This window comes from Salinimonas sediminis, from assembly GCF_003429285.1.
Classification (GTDB): Bacteria; Pseudomonadota; Gammaproteobacteria; order Enterobacterales; family Alteromonadaceae; genus Alteromonas; species Alteromonas indica.
Window position 1 is genome coordinate 245,823 of the sequence record NZ_CP031769.1, and the last position, 18,231, is coordinate 264,053.

Here is an 18,231-nt window from a genome sequence, read left to right on the forward strand (position 1 = left end):
AGTAAGCGTTAGTTGATATCCGCTTCGCGCAGCATGGCGCCGAATTCACTGACCCAGGCACTGTCCGTCGGTAGGCCTCGCCGGATAAATAGATCGAATCACATTGGTAAGTTGCTGATATTGGCGAGTCATGGCAGCGGCCTGCTCTGAAGTTATTATGGCTCCATTTTCCTTCAGGCGCTGATGTTCCACCAGCGTATAGTAATAGGCGTAAACACTCGTATCGCCGGTTTGTTCATAGGCGTTCACCATATTGGCAATGTTTTTAGCCGAGTCATCAATAAACACAATGGCTTTATAGTGCTGGTCAGCCTGTTTGATAAGCCGTTGTAACATCACGCCTTTATTTTGGCCTGAGGTCATCATAATACCCTTCATGTAGCTGTATTCACGTTCCAGTGTATCGCGTAACAGCAGTGGCTCGTGATGCTTACCGCGTATGGGGTTTTGCGCGAAATCCAGTTGGTAGCGGGCGAGTTCGCGTTCAGTCGCGGCTCTGGTGGCAGGGCCCCGTGCAGTTAATGCTATCACCGGATTGCCCTGCTGTTGCCAACTGGCTAATAAGGCCGGTACTGCAGGTTCGGTCAACTGCATCGGGGCCAGGGCGTACAGCAGGCCAATGGCATCTTCATACAAGCAGTCTACTTGCTGCTGCGGCGTAGGCTGCACATCCAGTTTACCCGTTTGCCACTGATACCAGATATCACTGCCCAAATCGGCGGTCGCAGTGAGCACGGTATTATCAATATCGGTCACTACCAACACATTGGTGGCGCCATACTGGCGGTTTAGTGCTGTAATCTGGTTATCCACCTCCTGTAAGGCGGTGATGTCGAGGGTGTCGATAGTTATTTGGGGAGCGGTAGGAGTTTGGGCGCAGCCCACCAAAAGAAGCCATAATACGCCCGTTACCAACGGGCAAAAAACTGATTTCACAGTAAATTCCATATAATAAAGTAATAAAAACCGTCTAAGCACGCCATAGTAGCTTATCAAAGCCTGGGCAAAAACAATGTATTTTCAGCGTTTATTTTTTACCGCGCAACGCACGGTTTTTAAGTTTATCGGCCGTACTGGAACACATTATTCGGTCAATGGTGGCAAAGCCGCGCCCAGCTGCTCTGGAAGCGCAAGCCGGCGCCCCTATACTAATTATTCACCAGCAAAACAGTATCGTGATAGTTATGGGAAAATGGCTACTGCTATTAAGCGTGTTGATCTTATCGCCCTACCAAGGCGGCGGTAGCAATACGTCTGCAGCACTACATCCCACTCAGGATATTGCCCTTTTGGCGGTAGCGGCGATAGCCCACCAGCCTTATGATAAAGACGTCGATAGCGAAGATGGCGATGACATAGTGCATGTTGTCAGCCTTGCTTACTCGATGTTTGAACAAGCCTACGCCGGGTTCCGGCGTATCAGCAATGTGGTCAGTATTGATCACCGCTCTATCCGTGCCCCGCCCCAGGTAGTTTAAGCGTTCAATTTTTCCCACCGGAAACGGTGCATTTTCTGATCTCTTAAATTAATGCTGAGGAGCTTCCTATGCATACTTTACCCCTGTATAAAACCGAACAAATTGACAAACTCGCCTGGCCCACTGTGCAGCGCCAGATCAGCCTGCATTCGCCGGCCTTATCAATAGTGACAGATTTCACTGAACAGACCCCCCAGGTAATTGATTACGATACCGCAGCGGTTGCGTTGGAAAGTCTGATGAAGCACTCCCACGTGAAGATGAAAATTGTGCTCGATAAACATCAACAGTTTGCCGGTATCGTTACATTGGCAGACTTAACCGAGCAGCGTATTTTGCAGAAGGTCGCATCCGGTATTGAGCGACACGAACTTACTGCGCAGGATTTCATGCAACCGAAAACCGCCTTGCAAAGTTTTGATTATGCCCAGCTGGTGAATGCCAGAGTCGGAGATGTGGTGGAAACCTTAAAAGATAATGGCCAGCACCATTGCCTGGTAACGGACCGTGGCGCACACGAAATACGTGGGGTAATAAGTGTCAGCGATATCGCACGCACCTTACGGTTGCCCCTGGATATTTACGCGCAGCCCTCTTTCAGTGCACTGTCGCGTATTTTGGCTGCCTAATGGCTGCCGAAGCCCCACGCGCTTTGACTTAGCACTGCGCGAAGGGGCTTTCATCTACCGCCACTGGTCGGCCCAGTAGGTGTTTTAACGTATTTTTTACATTTAATGAAATTATGGAACGTTTTTCGCAGTGCTATAGCAGTGATTGATATTGTATCGTCACGCCACATAAAGGAGCATCCCATGACACAATCACATAATCCGCCTGCTGTGGTAATGAAAGCGTTCACCTGGGCTTATGAAGAATTGGGGCTAACCCCGCAAGAAGCTGCGCAAATTCTGGGCATTAGTGAACCTGCGCTAAAGGAAACTGCATTAGTCGGGTTTGAAGCCGACTCACCCGAAAGTGAGGTGCAAGTCGCCTTTATAAAAATGTACCATTTACTGTATGCCATGTCAGATGGGGACACCGACCTCATGCTGGACTGGTTTGCCCACCATAATCCGCATTTGGATGTTACTCCCAAAAACGCGTGTAATAATTTGGCGGGGATATCTTATGTTAGCGATTATCTGCAAAGTACCCATGGCGATAAACCGCTGATGGAGTTGTCGTTTGTAATGCCCCGTAGTACCGAACAAGCAGAGGTAGAAATGGTGGCCCGGTAAGTTGTGGTGCATAGACTGATTGTCCCATCACCCACTAACTCTTTATATTGTAAACGTCATTTAAAATACAGTTGGCAACTATGCCTGGCAGCCTGTCACAAATGGAGCAATGGAATTGCCCCAACTCTTTCCTATACCCGCTATGATTTACTCTGACCCGCTTAATTAAAGGCCTCCGAATAGGTTACTGAACCGCGCGGGCACTGATCATTAAACGCAATAGCCATAAAATACCCCTGCGGAATATCCTGACACGTCAGGGTACTGATATGCTTAAATCCGAAGCGCGTATAATAAGAGGGATCGCCGACCAGTACACAACCGTTAGCACCACTGTCTCTAAGTTGATGTAACGTACTTTCGATAAGCCGGGAACCGCCGCCCTTGCTTTGATAGTCTGGTATAATAGAAACCGGCCCAATGCCGTACCAGTGTTTAGCTCCGCTGGAAAGCCGCACCGGGCTTACCGCGATATGTCCCATCATCTGGCCATCAACCTCGGCCACTCTGGATAAATAAAGTTGCCCGTGTTCACGTAGGGCATCCACAATGTGATGCTCCTTATTATTGCTATGAGAGGCGCTTTTGAAGGCGCGCTTGATAACTTCCCGAATCTCTGAGATATCTTCGGGCTGTTCGGGGCGAATGGTTAAAATCATGATGGTGGTATCTGTATCCTTACGGGTTAATGAAGTACTAGCCAGCCACCGCTACCTGTGGCTGACCGGTATTGTCATAGGGCGTTACCACCAAGGCATCTTGGGGCACCCCCAGGGCTTGTTCAAGCCATTGATGAAGCGGCGAAACATCGCGCTGCATAGCGCCAACCCAGGCGGCTGGCGTGCCTTTAAGACGAGGGATGTGCTGGAGGAGCTGAGGTAACGAAGCATATCTGCCGTTACTCCAGATAATATCCATATTTACCGGCTTGCTCAGCAGGATATTTTCCGCCATGCCGGTATTGTGCAGGGCTACCACACCGCGGGTCGCCGGGTGCAGGGCTTCTAAATGATGCGCAATGGCCGGAATAGCGGCCACTTCCCCGGCCAGCAATACCCAGTCTGTACTGTCTTTTAACGGCGCTGACAGCCATGGGCCTTTCACCTGAATAGCTTCTCCCAAGGCCACGGTATTAGCCCAGCGGCGCGCTGGACCATCGGGCAAATGGCCGCCCAGCATCACGTCAATAGTGATCAACAGCATATCGCGGTCGCAAAACCGTACGGTAAAAGGGCGTTCAAGGACAGTTTGGGTTGAGCTGACAGCGCGTTGTAAAGGGGCACCATCTGTTTCAAATAGCAACCGTATACAGCTTCCCGAACGAAGCTGAGGAAGTTTGCGTATTGCGCTGCCACCTAAGGTAATGCGTCGGACGTGGGCGCCAACCTGCGAGACCTTTTGCACAGTAAGACTAAAGCTCTGTGCTTCAGGGTTGGCAAGGGCAGGGCTGAACATATTTTTAAGTTGTTGCCAGGTAGTCACCGGTGAACGCCTATCCAAGAGTATTGATAGCGTTCTATATGCCAGAATCGAACCAACCTGGCCGATAATTCACCACTCTATGCTGTTTGGCGGCTTTCCCACTCTTGCTGATCGCGCTGCTTATCAACTTTGTGCTGGTCTTCACGGCGACCCTTGCGCCAGTAACTACTGATATAAAGGTATTCGTGATTTATATTCCAGCGTTGGCGAAACAAGGTGCGCAGAGCCCGCATATCAGAAAACTCGCACGCTGCCCACGCGGCCACTATACCCGGCGCTGGGGTTAATTCACTCACGGTGTCGCTTAGTGTCGACACGGCTGCCGTTTCAACATGCCATATCACTTGCATAGCGGGTGGCTTCGTCAGCTCAATTTTATCTTGGTCTTCAGGAACTTTGATTACCGCATAGCCCTGGGTCGTCGCAGGGAGTTGCTCAAGGTGACTGGCTATCGCCGGTAAGGCGGTAATATCGCCCACCATGAGTAACCAGTCGTAACCGGTGGGCAACCCTTTTACCGAGCCCGGCCCGCCCACGGTTATCTTGTCGCCAGGTTTCGCCTGGGGGGCCCAATGCGAAGCAGGCCCTGCAGTGGCATCTGCACCATGCAACGCCATATCAATAGTCAAGGTGCGCTGAGCCTGGTCAACGAACCTTACTGTGTAAGTGCGTAACTGAACTTCCTGCAGTGACTCTGGGATCCAGGTGACGGGCTGGTTATCGAAGGTAAACATCAGCTTTACATACGCACCCGGTGCTACTTCTGGAAAGTCGGCCAGCTCTGGGCCAGCGAGGGTTAGCCGTTGCATTGACGGACTTAACGACAATGTTTGCTGTACTTGCAAGACCAGCGGGCGTTTAGGTTGATTCGCCATGTACATTCCTTAACCACAAATAAGAAATGACATTGTAAATAAGAATCATTATCAAATAAATGTGGAAGAATAGAATGAAAAGCGGGGTTTGACTCGGATTGCGCGAATAAAAAAACCGGAGCAAACGCTCCGGTCAAAGAATTGGAATACACATGGTTACTGAAAACAATGAACTGCATCAGTGGCGTAACTATAGCACCGCGGGTTGGCGCATATAGCCTGTAAAACTATAAAATGGTATATAGGTGCATACCAAAAAATATCATTAATAAATGGTCTTCTGGTTTACCGTAGCAATGGGCGTAAATGTTATAGGTATAACGTTGGCGGCTTGCGTTAAAAAATTCTCATTGCAATTTATTACCAATAAACGATGATGAAAATATTCTTTAAATCAGCTGTTTGCCGATTACACGGTGGGCGGCCTTAGTCACGGTAATGCCGTACTTAGATAAACCAACAGGTAACCGGTAGTCAGGGATTACGCCATGTCACAGCAAAATATAATGACTCTGTTAGAACAGGCAGAAGCAGGATCATCCAGTAGTATTGTTGACCTAGCCATGTTACTGGAAGCAGTCCGCTGCTTTTTAAATATGGATGTGGCCTTTACCTCCCGTTTTACCGATAGCCAGCGGCGGGTGGAATTAGTACAGGCCAGTAGCGCCGTGGCCACGCCTATTCCAGCCGGCAGCGCTGAGCAGCTGGATAATTCCTATTGTTTTAAAATTGCCTGCGGACAGCTGGATAATATCGTGCCTGATACAATGGCACACCCTGTAACCCGCGGTATGCGTGTCACCCGGCAACTGTCTATTGGTGCTTATATTGGGGTGCCGATTACTTTACAAAATGGCGATACTTATGGCGCATTATGCTGTTATGACAACAAACCTAACGCCGCGCTGAGTCGACGGGATGTAGACCTGTTACATAGTATCGCGTCCTATGTGGGGCAGGTTATGGGCCGCACACTGGCGCAACAGCAAAAACAGGATCTTACCCGCGAACAAGTCCGTTATGTGATTGACCAGCATAAAATTGAAGTGGTATTTCAGCCAATCTATGGCAAGCACAGTGCCCGGTATGAATATTACGAGGTGCTTGCCCGGTTTAACACCGACCCCTACCGACCGCCGAATGAATGGCTGCATGATGCCGATACAGTCGGACTGGGCCTGGAAGTTGAATCTGCGATTATCCATCGCGTAGTGGCGCGTCTAAACAGCGCAAAGGCACGCGGGCTTGAGGTAAGAACCTCCATAAATGTTAGTCCGCAGATGGTAGAAAGCGGGCTATTGCCTGAGTTACTGAAAGCGGTAGACAGCCGCCAGGTGAAAATTGAACTGACAGAGCATGTGCGGGTGAAAGACTATCAGCGTTTTCGAACCTTTCTGCGGCCACTGAGCGACCGGGGCTTTAAAATATGCATCGATGATGTGGGGGCTGGCTTTGCCAGCTTAAAGCATATTCTTGAAATAGAGCCTGACGTGATAAAGCTGGATCTGAGTTTGGCCAGCAATATTCATCTGGATAAAAAACGCCAGGCTCTGGTCACCGGCCTGCTGGCCTTTGCGCATAGCTTCAACTGCGAAGTTGTGGCAGAAGGCATTGAAACTCAGGAAGAGTATCAGGCGCTGGAGGCGCTGGGCGTGGCTTATTTTCAGGGCTGGTATTTCTCGCGTCCTGTGCCGTTTGAGCAGCTAGCCGAAAGCCTGGAACAAGCATGCTAAGGGGCGTTATTCGAACGAGGTAGCTCCCTTAATATGGCTTTCACCATTGGCATGATGTTGGGGCGAAGCGGCCGGCAACATTATACCTTGGGAAGAGTGGTTGGAAATTTCTTCGCGTCTTTGACACAATGGGCAAATAAACTACAGCCCACTCACACAAGAGCGCAATATGTACAAACTTCTTTTGTGCATTGTAATCTCACTACTGCTCGGCGGATGCAGCCAGCAGCCCAGTTATGAGTTTATGGTGTCAAATTTTAAAGACAACCGCGCGACCTTCTCTATGATTGCCGCGGTAGCATGCGAGATTGGCCACAATGAGGCGGCAGACGAGTATACGATTCAGCCTGATACGCCCACCTCGCAGGCCCTGATAGATCTTGCTGATACCGTCAGTGTCGATGAAATTACCTATTATGAAGAAAAAGGTAAATGCACGTTAGCGATGCCCGTATTTGAGCATGCTGATGATAAGGTGCATGAGCAGTTTGCCTATCGGTATAATGTGGCTGAGCCCGTAGCCTACCAACCCGCCCAACATACTTACGAACATGCCCTGGAAACAGTTAAAAAGGGCAATCAACAACAGGTAAGTTTCGATATGACGCTTACTCCGCGCTGGTTCTTTTCGTTTTTCTACCAGCAGGCTTAAGTCTCTGCTAAAGCGGTCGCCTTCAGTGTTAAGGTAAAGCCTGCTGTAGTGGGTCTGCTTTCTTCGCTGTAGTTTATCAGGTAGAAGATTGTGTATTAGTAGCGGTAGGTAACCGCCACCATATCGCCAGCGTACTGGCCGCCATCAAAAGTGCAGCCAGTAAGAATGGCAGCCGATGCTCTAAATTATATAGCGCGGCGGAAAGCGGCGGGCCGGTTATGTAGCCCATAGCGGGGGCAGCAGTGAGTAATCCGGTTACCGCAGATTGCCTGTCAGGATGACAACGTGTGGTGGCAACGGCTGCCAACGATGGGTAGGCCGCGCCTAACCCCACTCCCAATAGGGCCATCCCCACCATCAATGTTGCAGTAGACTGCTGTAAATAGAGCAGGGTATAGGCCAGTGCCGTGACGGGTAACGCCAGATAAATTAACGTAGTTTGGGCGAGCCAGCGACGCTGAACGAGCGTAAATTGTATCAGTAAAGAAAAAACCGCAGTCATCATCATAGCTAGCCCACTGGCCCGCGCGGCTGCCACCGCAGTTAACTGCTGTGAGTCCATCAGAAAAAACGCCAAACTTTGCTGCATAATTGCCATACACGCAAACAAACAGATACAGCATGTAATAAGAAGCGCAGTAGAGGCTTTAACCGGCTGCATCAGTACGTTTGCCGAAGCACGGGGGCGGGCCCGATCACCGGCCCCAATATCCGGTAATTTGCAATACACTAAGATTATGGCAGCCAACGTAAATAAGATAACAAAGTAATAGGGAGCCAACAGGCCGGCCGACACTAACAAACCTGCCAATACGGGGCCCAGGATCTGGCCCAGATTATTGCCCGAGGTGACTTTGCTGATGGCCGCTGCACGCTCATCACTGGTACTGATCGCCACTACATAGCCTACTGCTGAAGGAGGCGTGGCAGACATGATAGTAGATTGCAAACAGCGGCTAAGCAGCAGCCCGGCGAACAACGCCTCCACGCTTATCCATTGGCGCAGTGCTATCCACCAGATGGTGGCAAAGATTACGGTCCCGACAGTGTAGCCGGTAAGGCCGGTCAACAGCAGCCTTTTATAGCCAAAGCGTTGGGTATAGCGGCTCCAGATATTGGCAGCGATAGCAAACACCCCAGCTGAAGCTGACATCATTACGGCAACCTGCATTTCGGACAGGCCCGCTAACCGTCCTAAAGAAGGCACCGTGGTCAAAAACACGCTTTGGTCGATAGCGGTAGCAAGTAACGCACAAAAAAGAATCGGGTAGGTCATGGCTCGAACATCGCTATCGCAGATAACCTGAATGGAAGTTGGCAATATTAAACATAGGTAGCAAAAGTATTCGCGGTAAAAATAGCCTGGGTGAACGCGCAGCTTATCACTTTTTAACTATCATTTTTATGAGCCGAAAAAAAAGCTCCCGCCATTTGGCGGGAGAATATCAGAGGTATTGATTGGGTCATAGGGGGACCCGAGGGGAGAATGACTGCCATTCGACAGTCCAACATTTGACATCAGGGACGCCAATTGTCTATTAGTTGACAGCACGGTCTGATAACCCAGTGCCACAACCAGCTGTTCGGTAAACGTCACTACGGGAAACACAAAACCTGGTGACTTTAACACTACCCTTAAACAGTTGTTTTAAATAAAGCCAATATTGTGCCAGTTTCGTAATATTGGTTTAACTTGTTGTTTTTAAATTATATTTACGGGTTTGGGGAAGCTGTCTCTAATTAATTAAGAAGTAGCTGCGTAATTTTTACGCACAAATAGTCTTATATTTCATACACAGGAATAGACGATGGTCTATCTTATTATTTTCATGTTTATAGATTATGGTTAACCGCTAACGCATTGGCTTGGGCCAGTGGGAAGTGTCATTACAGGAAGCAGCATGTTTAACAGCCAACTAAAACAGGAAATCAAGGCGCTTAAGGAAGAGCTACACCATATTAAACAAATCAATAGCAGTCTCGATAATGAAATGCTTTATTGCCGGCTGACCCCGAGCGGAAAAATCGATGCAGTTAACGATAATTTTTGCACCGAATTACACTATGCTTCGCAGGATATTGTCGGACGTAACTTTTTCGATTTTATTCCCGGGGTAGCGACCTCCAGCACGCACTATAAGAAGTTGTGCGATGCGCTCAAATTTGGTCAGCATTATACTGGGGTGGTGCAATTTGAAAAAGGCGATGGCGTAGAAGGATGGCTACGTGCCGTAGTGCAGCCTGTGCAAAGCCTGGAAGGTAAACTGTTGTACTTCACTTTTCATTGTGATGACCTAACCCGCACCATTAGCCAATCTCGTGAACACGAAAATTTAGTAGAAGCATTACAGCGCTCGACTGCTGTCATCGAGTTCAATCCCGATGGCACTATCATTACTGCGAATGCGCCGTTTTTGCAGGGTATGGGATATCAGCTGGAGCACATTCAGGGTAAACATCATCGAATGTTTTGCGATAGCGAAGAAGCTAACTCAGCCGAATACGAACAGTTTTGGCAGCAATTGCGCAATGGCAATTTTAAAGCCGGCCGGTTCAAGCGCATTGACGCTGCCGGGCAAGTGGTTTGGTTAGAGGCCTCCTATAATCCGGTGACCGATTCTTACGGCAGACTCTACAAAGTGGTGAAGTTTGCCACGGTGATCACCGAACAGGTTGAGCGCGAAATTGCGATCTCCAATGCCGCTGAGATTGCTTATACTACCTCCGCAGCCACTGATACTGTGGCCATTCAGGGTAGCGAGGTTATTAATAACCTGGTTTCGGTAATGAACGAACTGTCCGCAAATATGATTGAAGCCAATACCGGCATTGGCGAGCTTGACGAACAGTCTCAGCAAATTGCTACTATTATCAGCAGCATAAGCAGTATTGCCGAACAAACAAATCTATTGGCGCTAAATGCTGCTATCGAAGCGGCGCGAGCGGGCGATCAAGGGCGCGGATTTGCGGTGGTAGCAGATGAAGTGCGGCAACTTGCTTCGCGCACTACTGCAGCCACCGAAGAGATTGTCTCAGTCGTTCAAAAAAATCAGGCGCTCACCGCCGACGCAGTCGCGATTGTTAATCAAGGTAAAACGAAAGCCGATCGCGGCCTTGAGCTGGCGGACGAAGCGGGCAGCGTCATTATTGAAATTCAAAAAGGCGCAAAAGAAGTGGTAGGCGCGGTAGGCCAGTTTACCCAACAACTTAACCAGTAATATAATATCCGACTGGGTAAACGGCTTGTACCCGCCCAAGCCGCTGCCCACTATTTTTAGGTCTTCATTCTAAGCGCTAAGCTCCCGATCGCGCTATTTATCGCAATTTCCCCAACACTAATCTAAGGGCTATTTGATTAGCACGCTAATTATATGCTAACTTAATTAGCACGCTAACTACTTTGGTAAAATACATGCAAACATCATTAGGCTGGTTATTAAACCGTACTGCTTATGGCTGGCGTAATGTGGTGGATCAGTACATGAAAACCTTAGGGCTTACGCAGTCGGGTTGGATGGCCATGCTACATTTAAACCGCAGCGGTGAAGGGTGCTCGCAGAAAGAGCTGGCCCACGAGATTGGGATTGAACAACCTACCTTACAACGCACTATGAATGCGTTGGTTGAGGCCGGCTATATAAGGCGTGAAAAGTGCCCCCACGATGCGCGCCGAAAGACCCTTTGGTTTACTGCACCAGGCAGCCAGCTACTGGCGAAAATGGAGACCCAGGCCAGCGCAGCGCGCGAGGCTATGTTAGCAGGATTGAATGAACAGGAACGCGAGCAGCTGCATGCGCTGCTATCCAGGGTGTTAGACAACGCACACTTGAAACAGGCGGGAAAACGATGACAGCAGATGCAAATTTTAATCGATGGATGAAACGGGCCAGTATACTTTTTGGCTTAATTTTTGGCTATATACTGTTTGCTGATGTCAGTATCCCAATGACGCCCCATGCCAGTGTTCAGCGTCCGGTTATCACGGTTGCGCCCCGGGTTGCCGGCGAAGTGACCCACGTAGCGGTTATCAATAACCAGGCAGTTGCTAAAGGTGACTTACTGTTCACTGTGGATGCCAGTGACTATGAACTTGCTGTGGAAAAGGCCCGTTTAGCGGTACAAGAGGCCTCGCGGGCAAATGATACGTTAAGCGCTGAGTTAGCTCAGGCCGAGGCAGCGATTACCGAAGCGCAAATTAATCAACGCGAAATGCAACGCGAACATCAAAGATTAGTGTCGCTGGCAAAGAAAAACCTGGTCAGTGACCAACAAGTCGACCAAATGGCGACCCGGGTCGAGGCTGCGCAGGCACAATTACAGGCGGCCCGCGAAAGTCGGCACACCGTACAGGTTAAATTGGGTAAAGCAGGTGAAGATAATTTACGTTTGCGAGTGGCGCGTAATCAGCTAAAGCAGGCGGCATTAGCTTTATCACGTACCCAGGTAGTGGCACCGGCCGCCGGTATTGTATCGAATTTACAGTTAACCCGTGGTATTCAGGCGCAGGCTAATCAGCCGTTACTGTCTTTAGTTGCCAGAGATAATGAGCGAATCGCTGCTGATTTTCGGGAGAAAAGCCTGGCTCATATCGGCCAGCACGCGCCTGCTTTAGTGGTGTTTGATGCGCTACCTGGCAGCGTGTTTCATGGCCACCTTGACAGTCGCGACTACGGGGTAGCTCAGGGGCAATTACTGGCCGATGGACAATTAGCACAACCTGATGACTCTGATCGGTGGGTTCGTGATGCGCAGCGGGTCAGAGTGTATGTTAGCGTGGATGAATCTGCGTTACCGGATTCTCTGGTTACCGGTGCGCGGGCCACTGTAATGCTGGAGTCTGGGGAGTCAGGTTGGTACAGCGGTTTAGCCTGGTTACAAATGAAAATTGTTAGCTTACTGCATTATGTGTACTAAGGGCTGGCAAGCGAATGATGTTTATTAAACGCTTATTCAGTTCCAGTAGGGCAGCTGGGGCGCCCAGCACCCCCCTGGCGACGCAAATGAGTGAACAAGAAAGCCGTCGACTGCTGCGTATAGCCTTTGGTTGCTGTATTGGCTTTACCATCAGTAAAGTGATGAACTGGCCCTACGGCGTATTTTTTACGGTATATCCTATTTTATTGCTGGGCATGGTGCCGGTGTTTAATGCTTTGATTGCCTGGCAATTTGTTGGCAGCGTATTGATAAATATTGTTGAAATTTTTGTACTACGCAGCCTGTTTGAGCATTCTGCGCTACTGATGACGTTGGGTGTATTTGCGTTATTTGCTGTGCATTTTCGCTTTATGGCGCGTTCATCACATTTTTTGATGTGGACAATGGGAGTAGTGTCGATATCCGTCATGCTACATTTTTCCAGCTATCCGGGGGCCAGTTTAAGCGATATGGCCATGGCAACCGCACTCGCGACGCTGATCGCGATTATCAGCGCCGCTGTGCTCTACTGGCTTATACCAGATAAAGCCCCGGTTAATTTGCCTACGCCGCCTGCACTCAGCAGCGCGCAGATTAACCATCGTATGCTGATGGGGGCAGTGCTGGCGACCTTATCCTTTGTGGTGTTCCAAATACTCGACTTGCAGGATTCACTGTCGGCCCAGGTAGCCACCGTGCTCGTACTGTTTCCAATGACCTTGCAAGGCACCGTTAGCAGTGCGTTAAATCGTGCAAAAGGCGTTGCTTTGGGATGTGCAATAGGTATTAGCGCCCAGTTTTTACTTTATGACTTGATTCAGTTTTTACCGCTGGTAGTACTGACGTTGTTTGCCACCGTATTAATCACGGCGCGGTTGCATCTGGTAGAAAGGGCCGGCTCGGGGATGGGTTTTGGTGCTTTAACGACTATTGGCATATTATTCGGCCAGTACCTGCAACCAAATGCCGACATTCTTTACTCCAGCATGTACCGGTTAAGCTCGGTCGTGGTTGCCCTGGCAATACTACTTATAGCGGCATTCTGGCTAGACAAGCTACTGGATAAATTCGCTCTTACCCGCAACGTTTAAAGATGGCGGGGCGGGCCGATCAAATCCCACTTGTTGCCATATAAATCGCAAAAAATAGCCACGGTGCCGTACGGTTCGTAACGTGCAGGTTCAATAAAATTCACCCCGTTGGCCAGCCATTTTTCATAGGTAGCATGGAATTCTTCTACCGTAATGATGCCCAGCACGCCGTCGCCGGCCTGCTGGCCTACTAAGCTAGCCTGGGCACGACCGGTTGCCTGTTTTAAAACAATAGAGGCTCCTTCGCCATTGCCTGAAGCCACTTTTACCCATCTTGAGCCATCCGCTTTTGCGAGGTTTTCGACTAACTGAAAGCCCAGTTGATCAACAAAAAAACTGATCGCTTCATCGGTATCGTCAACCAGCAAAATCAATGACTGAAATGACACGCTACTCATTGCGGCTTCTCCTGATAGTACACACGAGGTGCAAAAACACCCGGTTAGTTGGCCAAAGAATAGCTGCTATAAAGTGATGGTGTCTAGTCAAATCAGTGGGTGATACAAACCGTGTACTGATTGCCATCAGTAGGGAAAGACGCGTAGGTTGTGGGGGCACTACGTCTTGTCTTATTGAATGAAATAGCCCGAGCAAGGTAAACAGATGGCACCATTTATGTAAAAAGAGGGAAGGTTGCACGCGCATCTTATCAAAGCTAACGCACGTTGCACCCCAGCAGTAATATTTAGCGTTTATCGGCTTAACCAACGAATTAGCTACGGCCTGCCTTTTTAGTTAAAGAGGGCAGACTACCAACGCCTGCTTTCTGGCGCGAAATTAACCATTTATAAAAATATAGTGAAATAGCGAATTGGTTAAAAATGGGTCTTTCTATCTGTCAGGATATTCCGTATGGTTAGGCTCTTCGTCAATTAACATTGTCCGATTCATGTTATCCAGATTTTGTATATTGCTAGTTGCCTTTTGGTTATCTGCAGGGAGCAGTGCGCCAGTCAATGCTGCTCCGTCACAGTGCCAGGGAGCAAGTCGCGTTTATTGCAATAGTGCTACCTCAGCCGATTTTAGTCAGTTAGAGCGTCTGCAAAAGCGTCTAATCAGTCGTGATGTTCCACGCATAGCGCAAAACCATGTTCGCTGGGTCAGGCAACTAGCCGTGTGTAACAATCATGCCGACCGGGACGCTTGCATTGTTGAAAAGGTAAAGCGTCGCTATAGCTTTTTAAAAGTTCAGCATAAGCTGCAAACGGTATCGCATATTCATCAATTTAACTGTGCCGTGTCCAGCATTACAGTTCGCTGGTACGACACACCTGCCCCCATGGTATGGGTGCAAACAGCCACGAGCTCGCAGCTTATGTTTAATGTTGCGCAAGGCAGTGGCCTGACCTATGAAAATAAGCGCAGCCGTTTGTGGGTACATGGACAAAAAGCGATGATTTGGGTGGCGAACCAAATGCCCCATCAGGAATGTGAGCGTGTCACTTCCTGAACTGTTAAGCGCAGATAATGCTATTGCGCTATATCAGGCAGGTATACTTATTTTAGTGGCGGGCGTCACCGCGTTTATTACGGCTGCGTTCGGGATAGGCGGAGGGGTATTGTTACTGGCAGTCATGGCCTCAGTATTGCCTGCGCCTGCCCTTATCCCAGTGCACGGTCTGGTCCAGTTGGGCGCAAATGTTAACCGGGCCTGGCTTACCCGACAGGCCATTGATAAGGCCATGGTGGGCTGGTTTTGTGTTGGAGGCAGTGTTGGAGCCGGGTTGGCTTCGTTTATCGTGGTACAGTTACCGCTGTCACTTATTCAATTCAGTGTGGCCCTATTCATTCTTGTTTTGGTTTGGGGGCCTTCCCCACGGCCCCGCCAGGTTTCTTCCTTTGGCCGGCTTCTCACCGGTTTTGTTACTACCATTATGACAATGTTTGTAGGGGCTACCGGGCCACTGGTGGCGGCATTTATCCATCGTCATCGCTATACAAAAATTCACCTAACTGCCACGTTAGCCAGTTGTATGTCATTTCAACATGCCTTAAAAGCGCTGGTATTCTCATTTGCCGGTTTTGCATTTTTTGATTGGTTGCCCTTGGTGATAGCGATGGCTCTGGCGGGAATGGTGGGTACCTGGTGTGGCTTACAGGTACTTCAGCGGCTTGGCGCACCAGTTTTTACCCGTGTCTTTACCTTGCTGGTTAGCGTGTTGGCAATCAAATTACTGATTGATGCCAGCATCGCGCTCTTCGCCTAGCTCGTGTAAACCAGTCTGTCTGCGGCGTTAATCTTCAGGCCCACAATAGCTGGGGAAAATAGGCAGTAACGCTTTTTTCATGCGTCCGAATGGTCATCAATGGATAAACTAAAACATGTAAAGTGTATTTACGCTAAGGGGCTGCGTGAAGAAGTTATCGTTAAGTTTTAGGGCAATATACCGATAACAAGATAAGCCGGTATTATGCGGCAGGCCCCGTTGTTTTTGAACGCCAGGGAATTTTTGTACTATTGGTGAATAGTATTTTTTACTTCAAGCCAGTATAACGAAGCGTTTTTACGTTAAATAAGAGGCGGTTATGCTCGTCCTAAAATCCAGATTTACCGATACACAACAGGAACTTTCCCGCCTCAAGGCTGAAAAATCAGCTTTGCAGGATAAGATTCATGCATTAGAAACTGCTCTTGATGACGAACGTCGTCGGGGTGACGAGTTAACTAAGAAAAGCAACTCCGCAATGGGGGCAGAAAGCCTGAGCGCGGCGCTTATCGATTCAATGCGCCAAATTGAAGGTATTCGCGAAGGGGTGCTGCACTCTTATCAGCAAATAGATCAGGAAAGCACCGCACTATCGGATATTAATACGCTGTTCTCCACCAGTGCCTCCTCCTTGCAGGGCATCGGACGGGACATGGAAGCATTAAATGACCGTATGGGCCAAATGAGTGAGCGGATTTCCGGTTTATCTGACACCGCCGATAGCATCAATAAATTTGTATCCACCATCACCAGTATTTCCGATCAGACTAACCTGCTGGCGCTTAATGCGGCAATTGAAGCAGCCCGAGCCGGCGATGCTGGCAGAGGGTTTAGTGTCGTCGCCGATGAAGTTCGGGCTTTGGCTAATGAAACCAACAAGTCGGCCAGTGAAGTAGCCGAATTGGTTAAAGGTATTATTCAGTCAACCAAAGCCGCTGTCGGGGCGGTGTCTCAGTTGCAGGATAACAACACGAATCTGGCTGGTGGTGTGGGCGAGCTAAACCAAAGTTATGATAAAATGGTAAGCTACTGTGAAAGCATGCGGCAAACTATTCATAGCGCCTCTCATCAAACATTTATCCAAACAGTTAAGCTTGATCATGTGGTATGGAAAAGTGAAGTGTATGCAGTGCTAGGCGGCAAAAGTACTAAAACCGCTGCTGATTTTGCTGATCATAGAGCATGCCGATTGGGACAGTGGTACAGCGCCCAGCAATCCACCTCGTTAGGTAAAAGCGAGGCGTTTTCACGCCTGGATCGTCCTCACGCTACCGTTCATCGAACGGGTAAAGAAGCAATTGCGGCAGCAAAAGATGGCAACCCCGCGCTGGCCAGTAAAATGATTAAAGAGATGGAGCAGGCCAGTGAAGAGGTTATGTTGCAGCTAGACAGGCTGTAATTACCGCTAACTGGCAGATTGCCTGAAATTTCACTAAGCTTCTGGTATCTGTGGGCAGCAACCGGGCTGCCCGTTGTATTCGGAGAAACTGCATTAGTGGCGGATGAAGCAGCACTCAATAGCAAAATCAGCGCCCTTGAGCGAAAACTGGCCAGAGAACACGCAGCTCGGCTAAGCGCTGAAGCTATGCTTAATGACTACTCTAAAGATGCCTATTTGGCTAACCAGGCACTACGGCGCGAGCTTAGCGAAGTGCGCAGTGACTACATCGCCTTACTGCACCATTTGGACCATCGCGATATTGAGCTGGGTTATACCCCCTCACCCATAAGTCCGGAAATGGGCCAAAGAATGGCGTTGTTGAGCCAGATGGCGGCAGGCATAGCCCACGAAATCAATAACCCCATGGCGTTTGTAAAAAGCAATGCGCAAATTAGTTTTCAGCTACTGACAGATATGGTGCGCGGCTTTAATGAATTAAAGGCGTTGGCACGGCAGAGCGGTGTTACCGACAAAACTCTTAGCAATCTTGAACAAAGCTACATGGTTCAGGAAATGTCAGCGCTGAACGACGAAATATACACCGCTACGCTGGAAGGTATAGATCGGGTGACTAACATTGTGGCGTCGTTGCGAGCGTATGCTTATCCTGCACCAAATGAAAAGGCCATGGTGGCCCTGGGCAGCGCTATTGAGAATTCGGTTGAGGCGGTCATGCATAAAATTCCGGTAGATGTGCAGGTTTGTATTTTACCTATCTGCGCTAAACTGCATGTCATGGGAAGTGCTGAAAAGCTATTAGTGTTATTCAGTAACCTGCTGCACAACGCGCTTGCTGCGGTAGCCAAGAAAGGCCAGATAACGATTTCCGTTGTAGTGGGTAAAGCGAGTATCGCGGTGACCGTGGCTGACAATGGTATCGGTATGAATGAAGCGCAACTAAAGCTGATTTTCACACCGTTTTATTCTACCCAACCCCCGGGCTCGGGGGCTGGCCTGGGGCTTACGGTAGCGATGGCGATAATGGAAGAACACAATGGTCAGATTACGGTAGAAAGCTGCCCGGGCGAAGGCGCTACGTTCACACTGGTCTTTCCTTTGGCAAACGAGGCATAAGGTGGCGCAAGCCAATTATCTGTTTACTCCCCAAAATGTGTTGCAA

19 protein-coding genes are annotated in these 18,231 nt (G+C 49.2%); 13 read left to right on the forward strand and 6 right to left on the reverse strand.

Features of this window, described 5'->3' with window-relative positions:
* Positions 1-45 precede the first annotated feature (45 nt).
* On the reverse strand, positions 46-936 hold the full coding sequence (locus D0Y50_RS01185; protein ID WP_170145431.1) for a DUF2608 domain-containing protein: 891 nt from the start codon (positions 934-936) through the stop codon (positions 46-48).
* Positions 937-1,184: 248 nt separating this feature from the next.
* On the opposite strand from D0Y50_RS01185, the gene D0Y50_RS01190 reads away from it, so the two are divergent.
* The 3 genes from D0Y50_RS01190 to D0Y50_RS01200 all read left to right on the forward strand — a co-directional run bounded on the left by D0Y50_RS01190 (position 1,185) and on the right by D0Y50_RS01200 (position 2,716).
* A complete protein-coding gene (locus D0Y50_RS01190; protein WP_133175094.1) occupies positions 1,185-1,478 on the forward strand; it encodes a hypothetical protein in 294 nt (97 codons plus the stop codon).
* 68 nt (positions 1,479-1,546) lie between these two features.
* Complete coding sequence (locus D0Y50_RS01195; protein WP_108565779.1) at positions 1,547-2,107, forward strand: CBS domain-containing protein; 561 nt, start codon at positions 1,547-1,549, stop codon at positions 2,105-2,107.
* 183 nt (positions 2,108-2,290) lie between these two features.
* Positions 2,291-2,716: a helix-turn-helix domain-containing protein gene (locus D0Y50_RS01200; protein WP_108565778.1), complete on the forward strand. Its 426-nt coding sequence runs from the start codon at positions 2,291-2,293 to the stop codon at positions 2,714-2,716.
* A gap of 161 nt (positions 2,717-2,877) precedes the next feature.
* Here the strand turns inward: D0Y50_RS01200 and D0Y50_RS01205 are convergent, their stop codons facing one another.
* From D0Y50_RS01205 to D0Y50_RS01215, 3 genes are all read right to left on the reverse strand, one after another.
* On the reverse strand, positions 2,878-3,375 hold the full coding sequence (locus D0Y50_RS01205) for a GNAT family N-acetyltransferase (protein WP_108565777.1): 498 nt from the start codon (positions 3,373-3,375) through the stop codon (positions 2,878-2,880).
* Positions 3,376-3,412: 37 nt separating this feature from the next.
* Positions 3,413-4,198, reverse strand: coding sequence for a siderophore-interacting protein (locus D0Y50_RS01210; protein ID WP_117315107.1), 786 nt, complete (start codon positions 4,196-4,198; stop codon positions 3,413-3,415).
* Positions 4,199-4,275: 77 nt separating this feature from the next.
* Positions 4,276-5,073, reverse strand: coding sequence for a siderophore-interacting protein (locus D0Y50_RS01215; RefSeq protein WP_170145432.1), 798 nt, complete (start codon positions 5,071-5,073; stop codon positions 4,276-4,278).
* Between the two features lie 488 nt (positions 5,074-5,561).
* Here D0Y50_RS01215 and D0Y50_RS01220 point away from each other — a divergent pair, with 488 nt between their 5' ends.
* Together D0Y50_RS01220 and D0Y50_RS01225 are read left to right on the forward strand one after the other, a co-directional pair.
* Positions 5,562-6,806: a sensor domain-containing phosphodiesterase gene (locus tag D0Y50_RS01220; RefSeq protein WP_117315111.1), complete on the forward strand. Its 1,245-nt coding sequence runs from the start codon at positions 5,562-5,564 to the stop codon at positions 6,804-6,806.
* A gap of 169 nt (positions 6,807-6,975) precedes the next feature.
* Positions 6,976-7,458, forward strand: coding sequence for a hypothetical protein (locus D0Y50_RS01225; RefSeq protein WP_108565773.1), 483 nt, complete (start codon positions 6,976-6,978; stop codon positions 7,456-7,458).
* A gap of 76 nt (positions 7,459-7,534) precedes the next feature.
* Here the strand turns inward: D0Y50_RS01225 and D0Y50_RS01230 are convergent, their stop codons facing one another.
* On the reverse strand, positions 7,535-8,779 hold the full coding sequence (locus D0Y50_RS01230) for an MFS transporter (RefSeq protein WP_232366381.1): 1,245 nt from the start codon (positions 8,777-8,779) through the stop codon (positions 7,535-7,537).
* Positions 8,780-9,359: 580 nt separating this feature from the next.
* Here D0Y50_RS01230 and D0Y50_RS01235 point away from each other — a divergent pair.
* From D0Y50_RS01235 to D0Y50_RS01250, 4 genes are all read left to right on the forward strand, one after another.
* Entirely contained in the window at positions 9,360-10,676 is a 1,317-nt protein-coding gene (locus tag D0Y50_RS01235; protein ID WP_108565771.1) for a methyl-accepting chemotaxis protein, read from the forward strand.
* Positions 10,677-10,870: 194 nt separating this feature from the next.
* A complete protein-coding gene (locus D0Y50_RS01240) occupies positions 10,871-11,308 on the forward strand; it encodes a MarR family winged helix-turn-helix transcriptional regulator (RefSeq protein WP_117315116.1) in 438 nt (145 codons plus the stop codon).
* Positions 11,305-12,372: an HlyD family secretion protein gene (locus D0Y50_RS01245; RefSeq protein ID WP_117315118.1), complete on the forward strand. Its 1,068-nt coding sequence runs from the start codon at positions 11,305-11,307 to the stop codon at positions 12,370-12,372. Before D0Y50_RS01240 ends, D0Y50_RS01245 begins: the two co-directional genes overlap by 4 nt.
* An 86-nt stretch (positions 12,373-12,458) precedes the next feature.
* Positions 12,459-13,463 (forward strand): DUF2955 domain-containing protein, encoded by a 1,005-nt coding sequence (locus D0Y50_RS01250; RefSeq protein WP_170145433.1) that lies wholly within the window; start codon positions 12,459-12,461, stop codon positions 13,461-13,463.
* On the opposite strand, the gene D0Y50_RS01255 is transcribed toward D0Y50_RS01250, so the two are convergent.
* Entirely contained in the window at positions 13,460-13,861 is a 402-nt protein-coding gene (locus D0Y50_RS01255; RefSeq protein ID WP_117315120.1) for a VOC family protein, read from the reverse strand. The genes D0Y50_RS01250 and D0Y50_RS01255 overlap by 4 nt on opposite strands.
* 512 nt (positions 13,862-14,373) lie before the next feature.
* On the opposite strand from D0Y50_RS01255, the gene D0Y50_RS19405 reads away from it, so the two are divergent.
* The 4 genes from D0Y50_RS19405 to D0Y50_RS01275 all read left to right on the forward strand — a co-directional run bounded on the left by D0Y50_RS19405 (position 14,374) and on the right by D0Y50_RS01275 (position 18,185).
* On the forward strand, positions 14,374-14,913 hold the full coding sequence (locus tag D0Y50_RS19405; RefSeq protein ID WP_133175093.1) for a hypothetical protein: 540 nt from the start codon (positions 14,374-14,376) through the stop codon (positions 14,911-14,913).
* Positions 14,900-15,670: a sulfite exporter TauE/SafE family protein gene (locus D0Y50_RS01265; protein ID WP_117315123.1), complete on the forward strand. Its 771-nt coding sequence runs from the start codon at positions 14,900-14,902 to the stop codon at positions 15,668-15,670. The genes D0Y50_RS19405 and D0Y50_RS01265 overlap by 14 nt, the downstream gene beginning before the upstream one ends.
* A 319-nt stretch (positions 15,671-15,989) precedes the next feature.
* Positions 15,990-17,069, forward strand: a complete 1,080-nt coding sequence (locus tag D0Y50_RS01270) for a methyl-accepting chemotaxis protein (RefSeq protein ID WP_117315125.1) — start codon at positions 15,990-15,992, stop codon at positions 17,067-17,069.
* 18 nt (positions 17,070-17,087) lie between these two features.
* On the forward strand, positions 17,088-18,185 hold the full coding sequence (locus tag D0Y50_RS01275) for a sensor histidine kinase (protein WP_117315127.1): 1,098 nt from the start codon (positions 17,088-17,090) through the stop codon (positions 18,183-18,185).
* Positions 18,186-18,231: the final 46 nt, after the last annotated feature.

Coding starts and splice junctions, on each gene's coding strand:
- D0Y50_RS01250 (WP_170145433.1), top strand. CDS start 12,459: ATGAGTGAACAAGAAAGCCGTCGACTGCTGCGTATAGCCTTTGGTTGC.
- D0Y50_RS01255 (WP_117315120.1), bottom strand. CDS start 13,861: ATGAGTAGCGTGTCATTTCAGTCATTGATTTTGCTGGTTGACGATACC.
- D0Y50_RS01245 (WP_117315118.1), top strand. CDS start 11,305: ATGACAGCAGATGCAAATTTTAATCGATGGATGAAACGGGCCAGTATA.
- D0Y50_RS01235 (WP_108565771.1), top strand. CDS start 9,360: ATGTTTAACAGCCAACTAAAACAGGAAATCAAGGCGCTTAAGGAAGAG.
- D0Y50_RS01195 (WP_108565779.1), top strand. CDS start 1,547: ATGCATACTTTACCCCTGTATAAAACCGAACAAATTGACAAACTCGCC.
- D0Y50_RS01200 (WP_108565778.1), top strand. CDS start 2,291: ATGACACAATCACATAATCCGCCTGCTGTGGTAATGAAAGCGTTCACC.
- D0Y50_RS01205 (WP_108565777.1), bottom strand. CDS start 3,375: ATGATTTTAACCATTCGCCCCGAACAGCCCGAAGATATCTCAGAGATT.
- D0Y50_RS01270 (WP_117315125.1), top strand. CDS start 15,990: ATGCTCGTCCTAAAATCCAGATTTACCGATACACAACAGGAACTTTCC.
- D0Y50_RS01240 (WP_117315116.1), top strand. CDS start 10,871: ATGCAAACATCATTAGGCTGGTTATTAAACCGTACTGCTTATGGCTGG.
- D0Y50_RS01225 (WP_108565773.1), top strand. CDS start 6,976: ATGTACAAACTTCTTTTGTGCATTGTAATCTCACTACTGCTCGGCGGA.
- D0Y50_RS01215 (WP_170145432.1), bottom strand. CDS start 5,073: ATGGCGAATCAACCTAAACGCCCGCTGGTCTTGCAAGTACAGCAAACA.
- D0Y50_RS01190 (WP_133175094.1), top strand. CDS start 1,185: ATGGGAAAATGGCTACTGCTATTAAGCGTGTTGATCTTATCGCCCTAC.
- D0Y50_RS01220 (WP_117315111.1), top strand. CDS start 5,562: ATGTCACAGCAAAATATAATGACTCTGTTAGAACAGGCAGAAGCAGGA.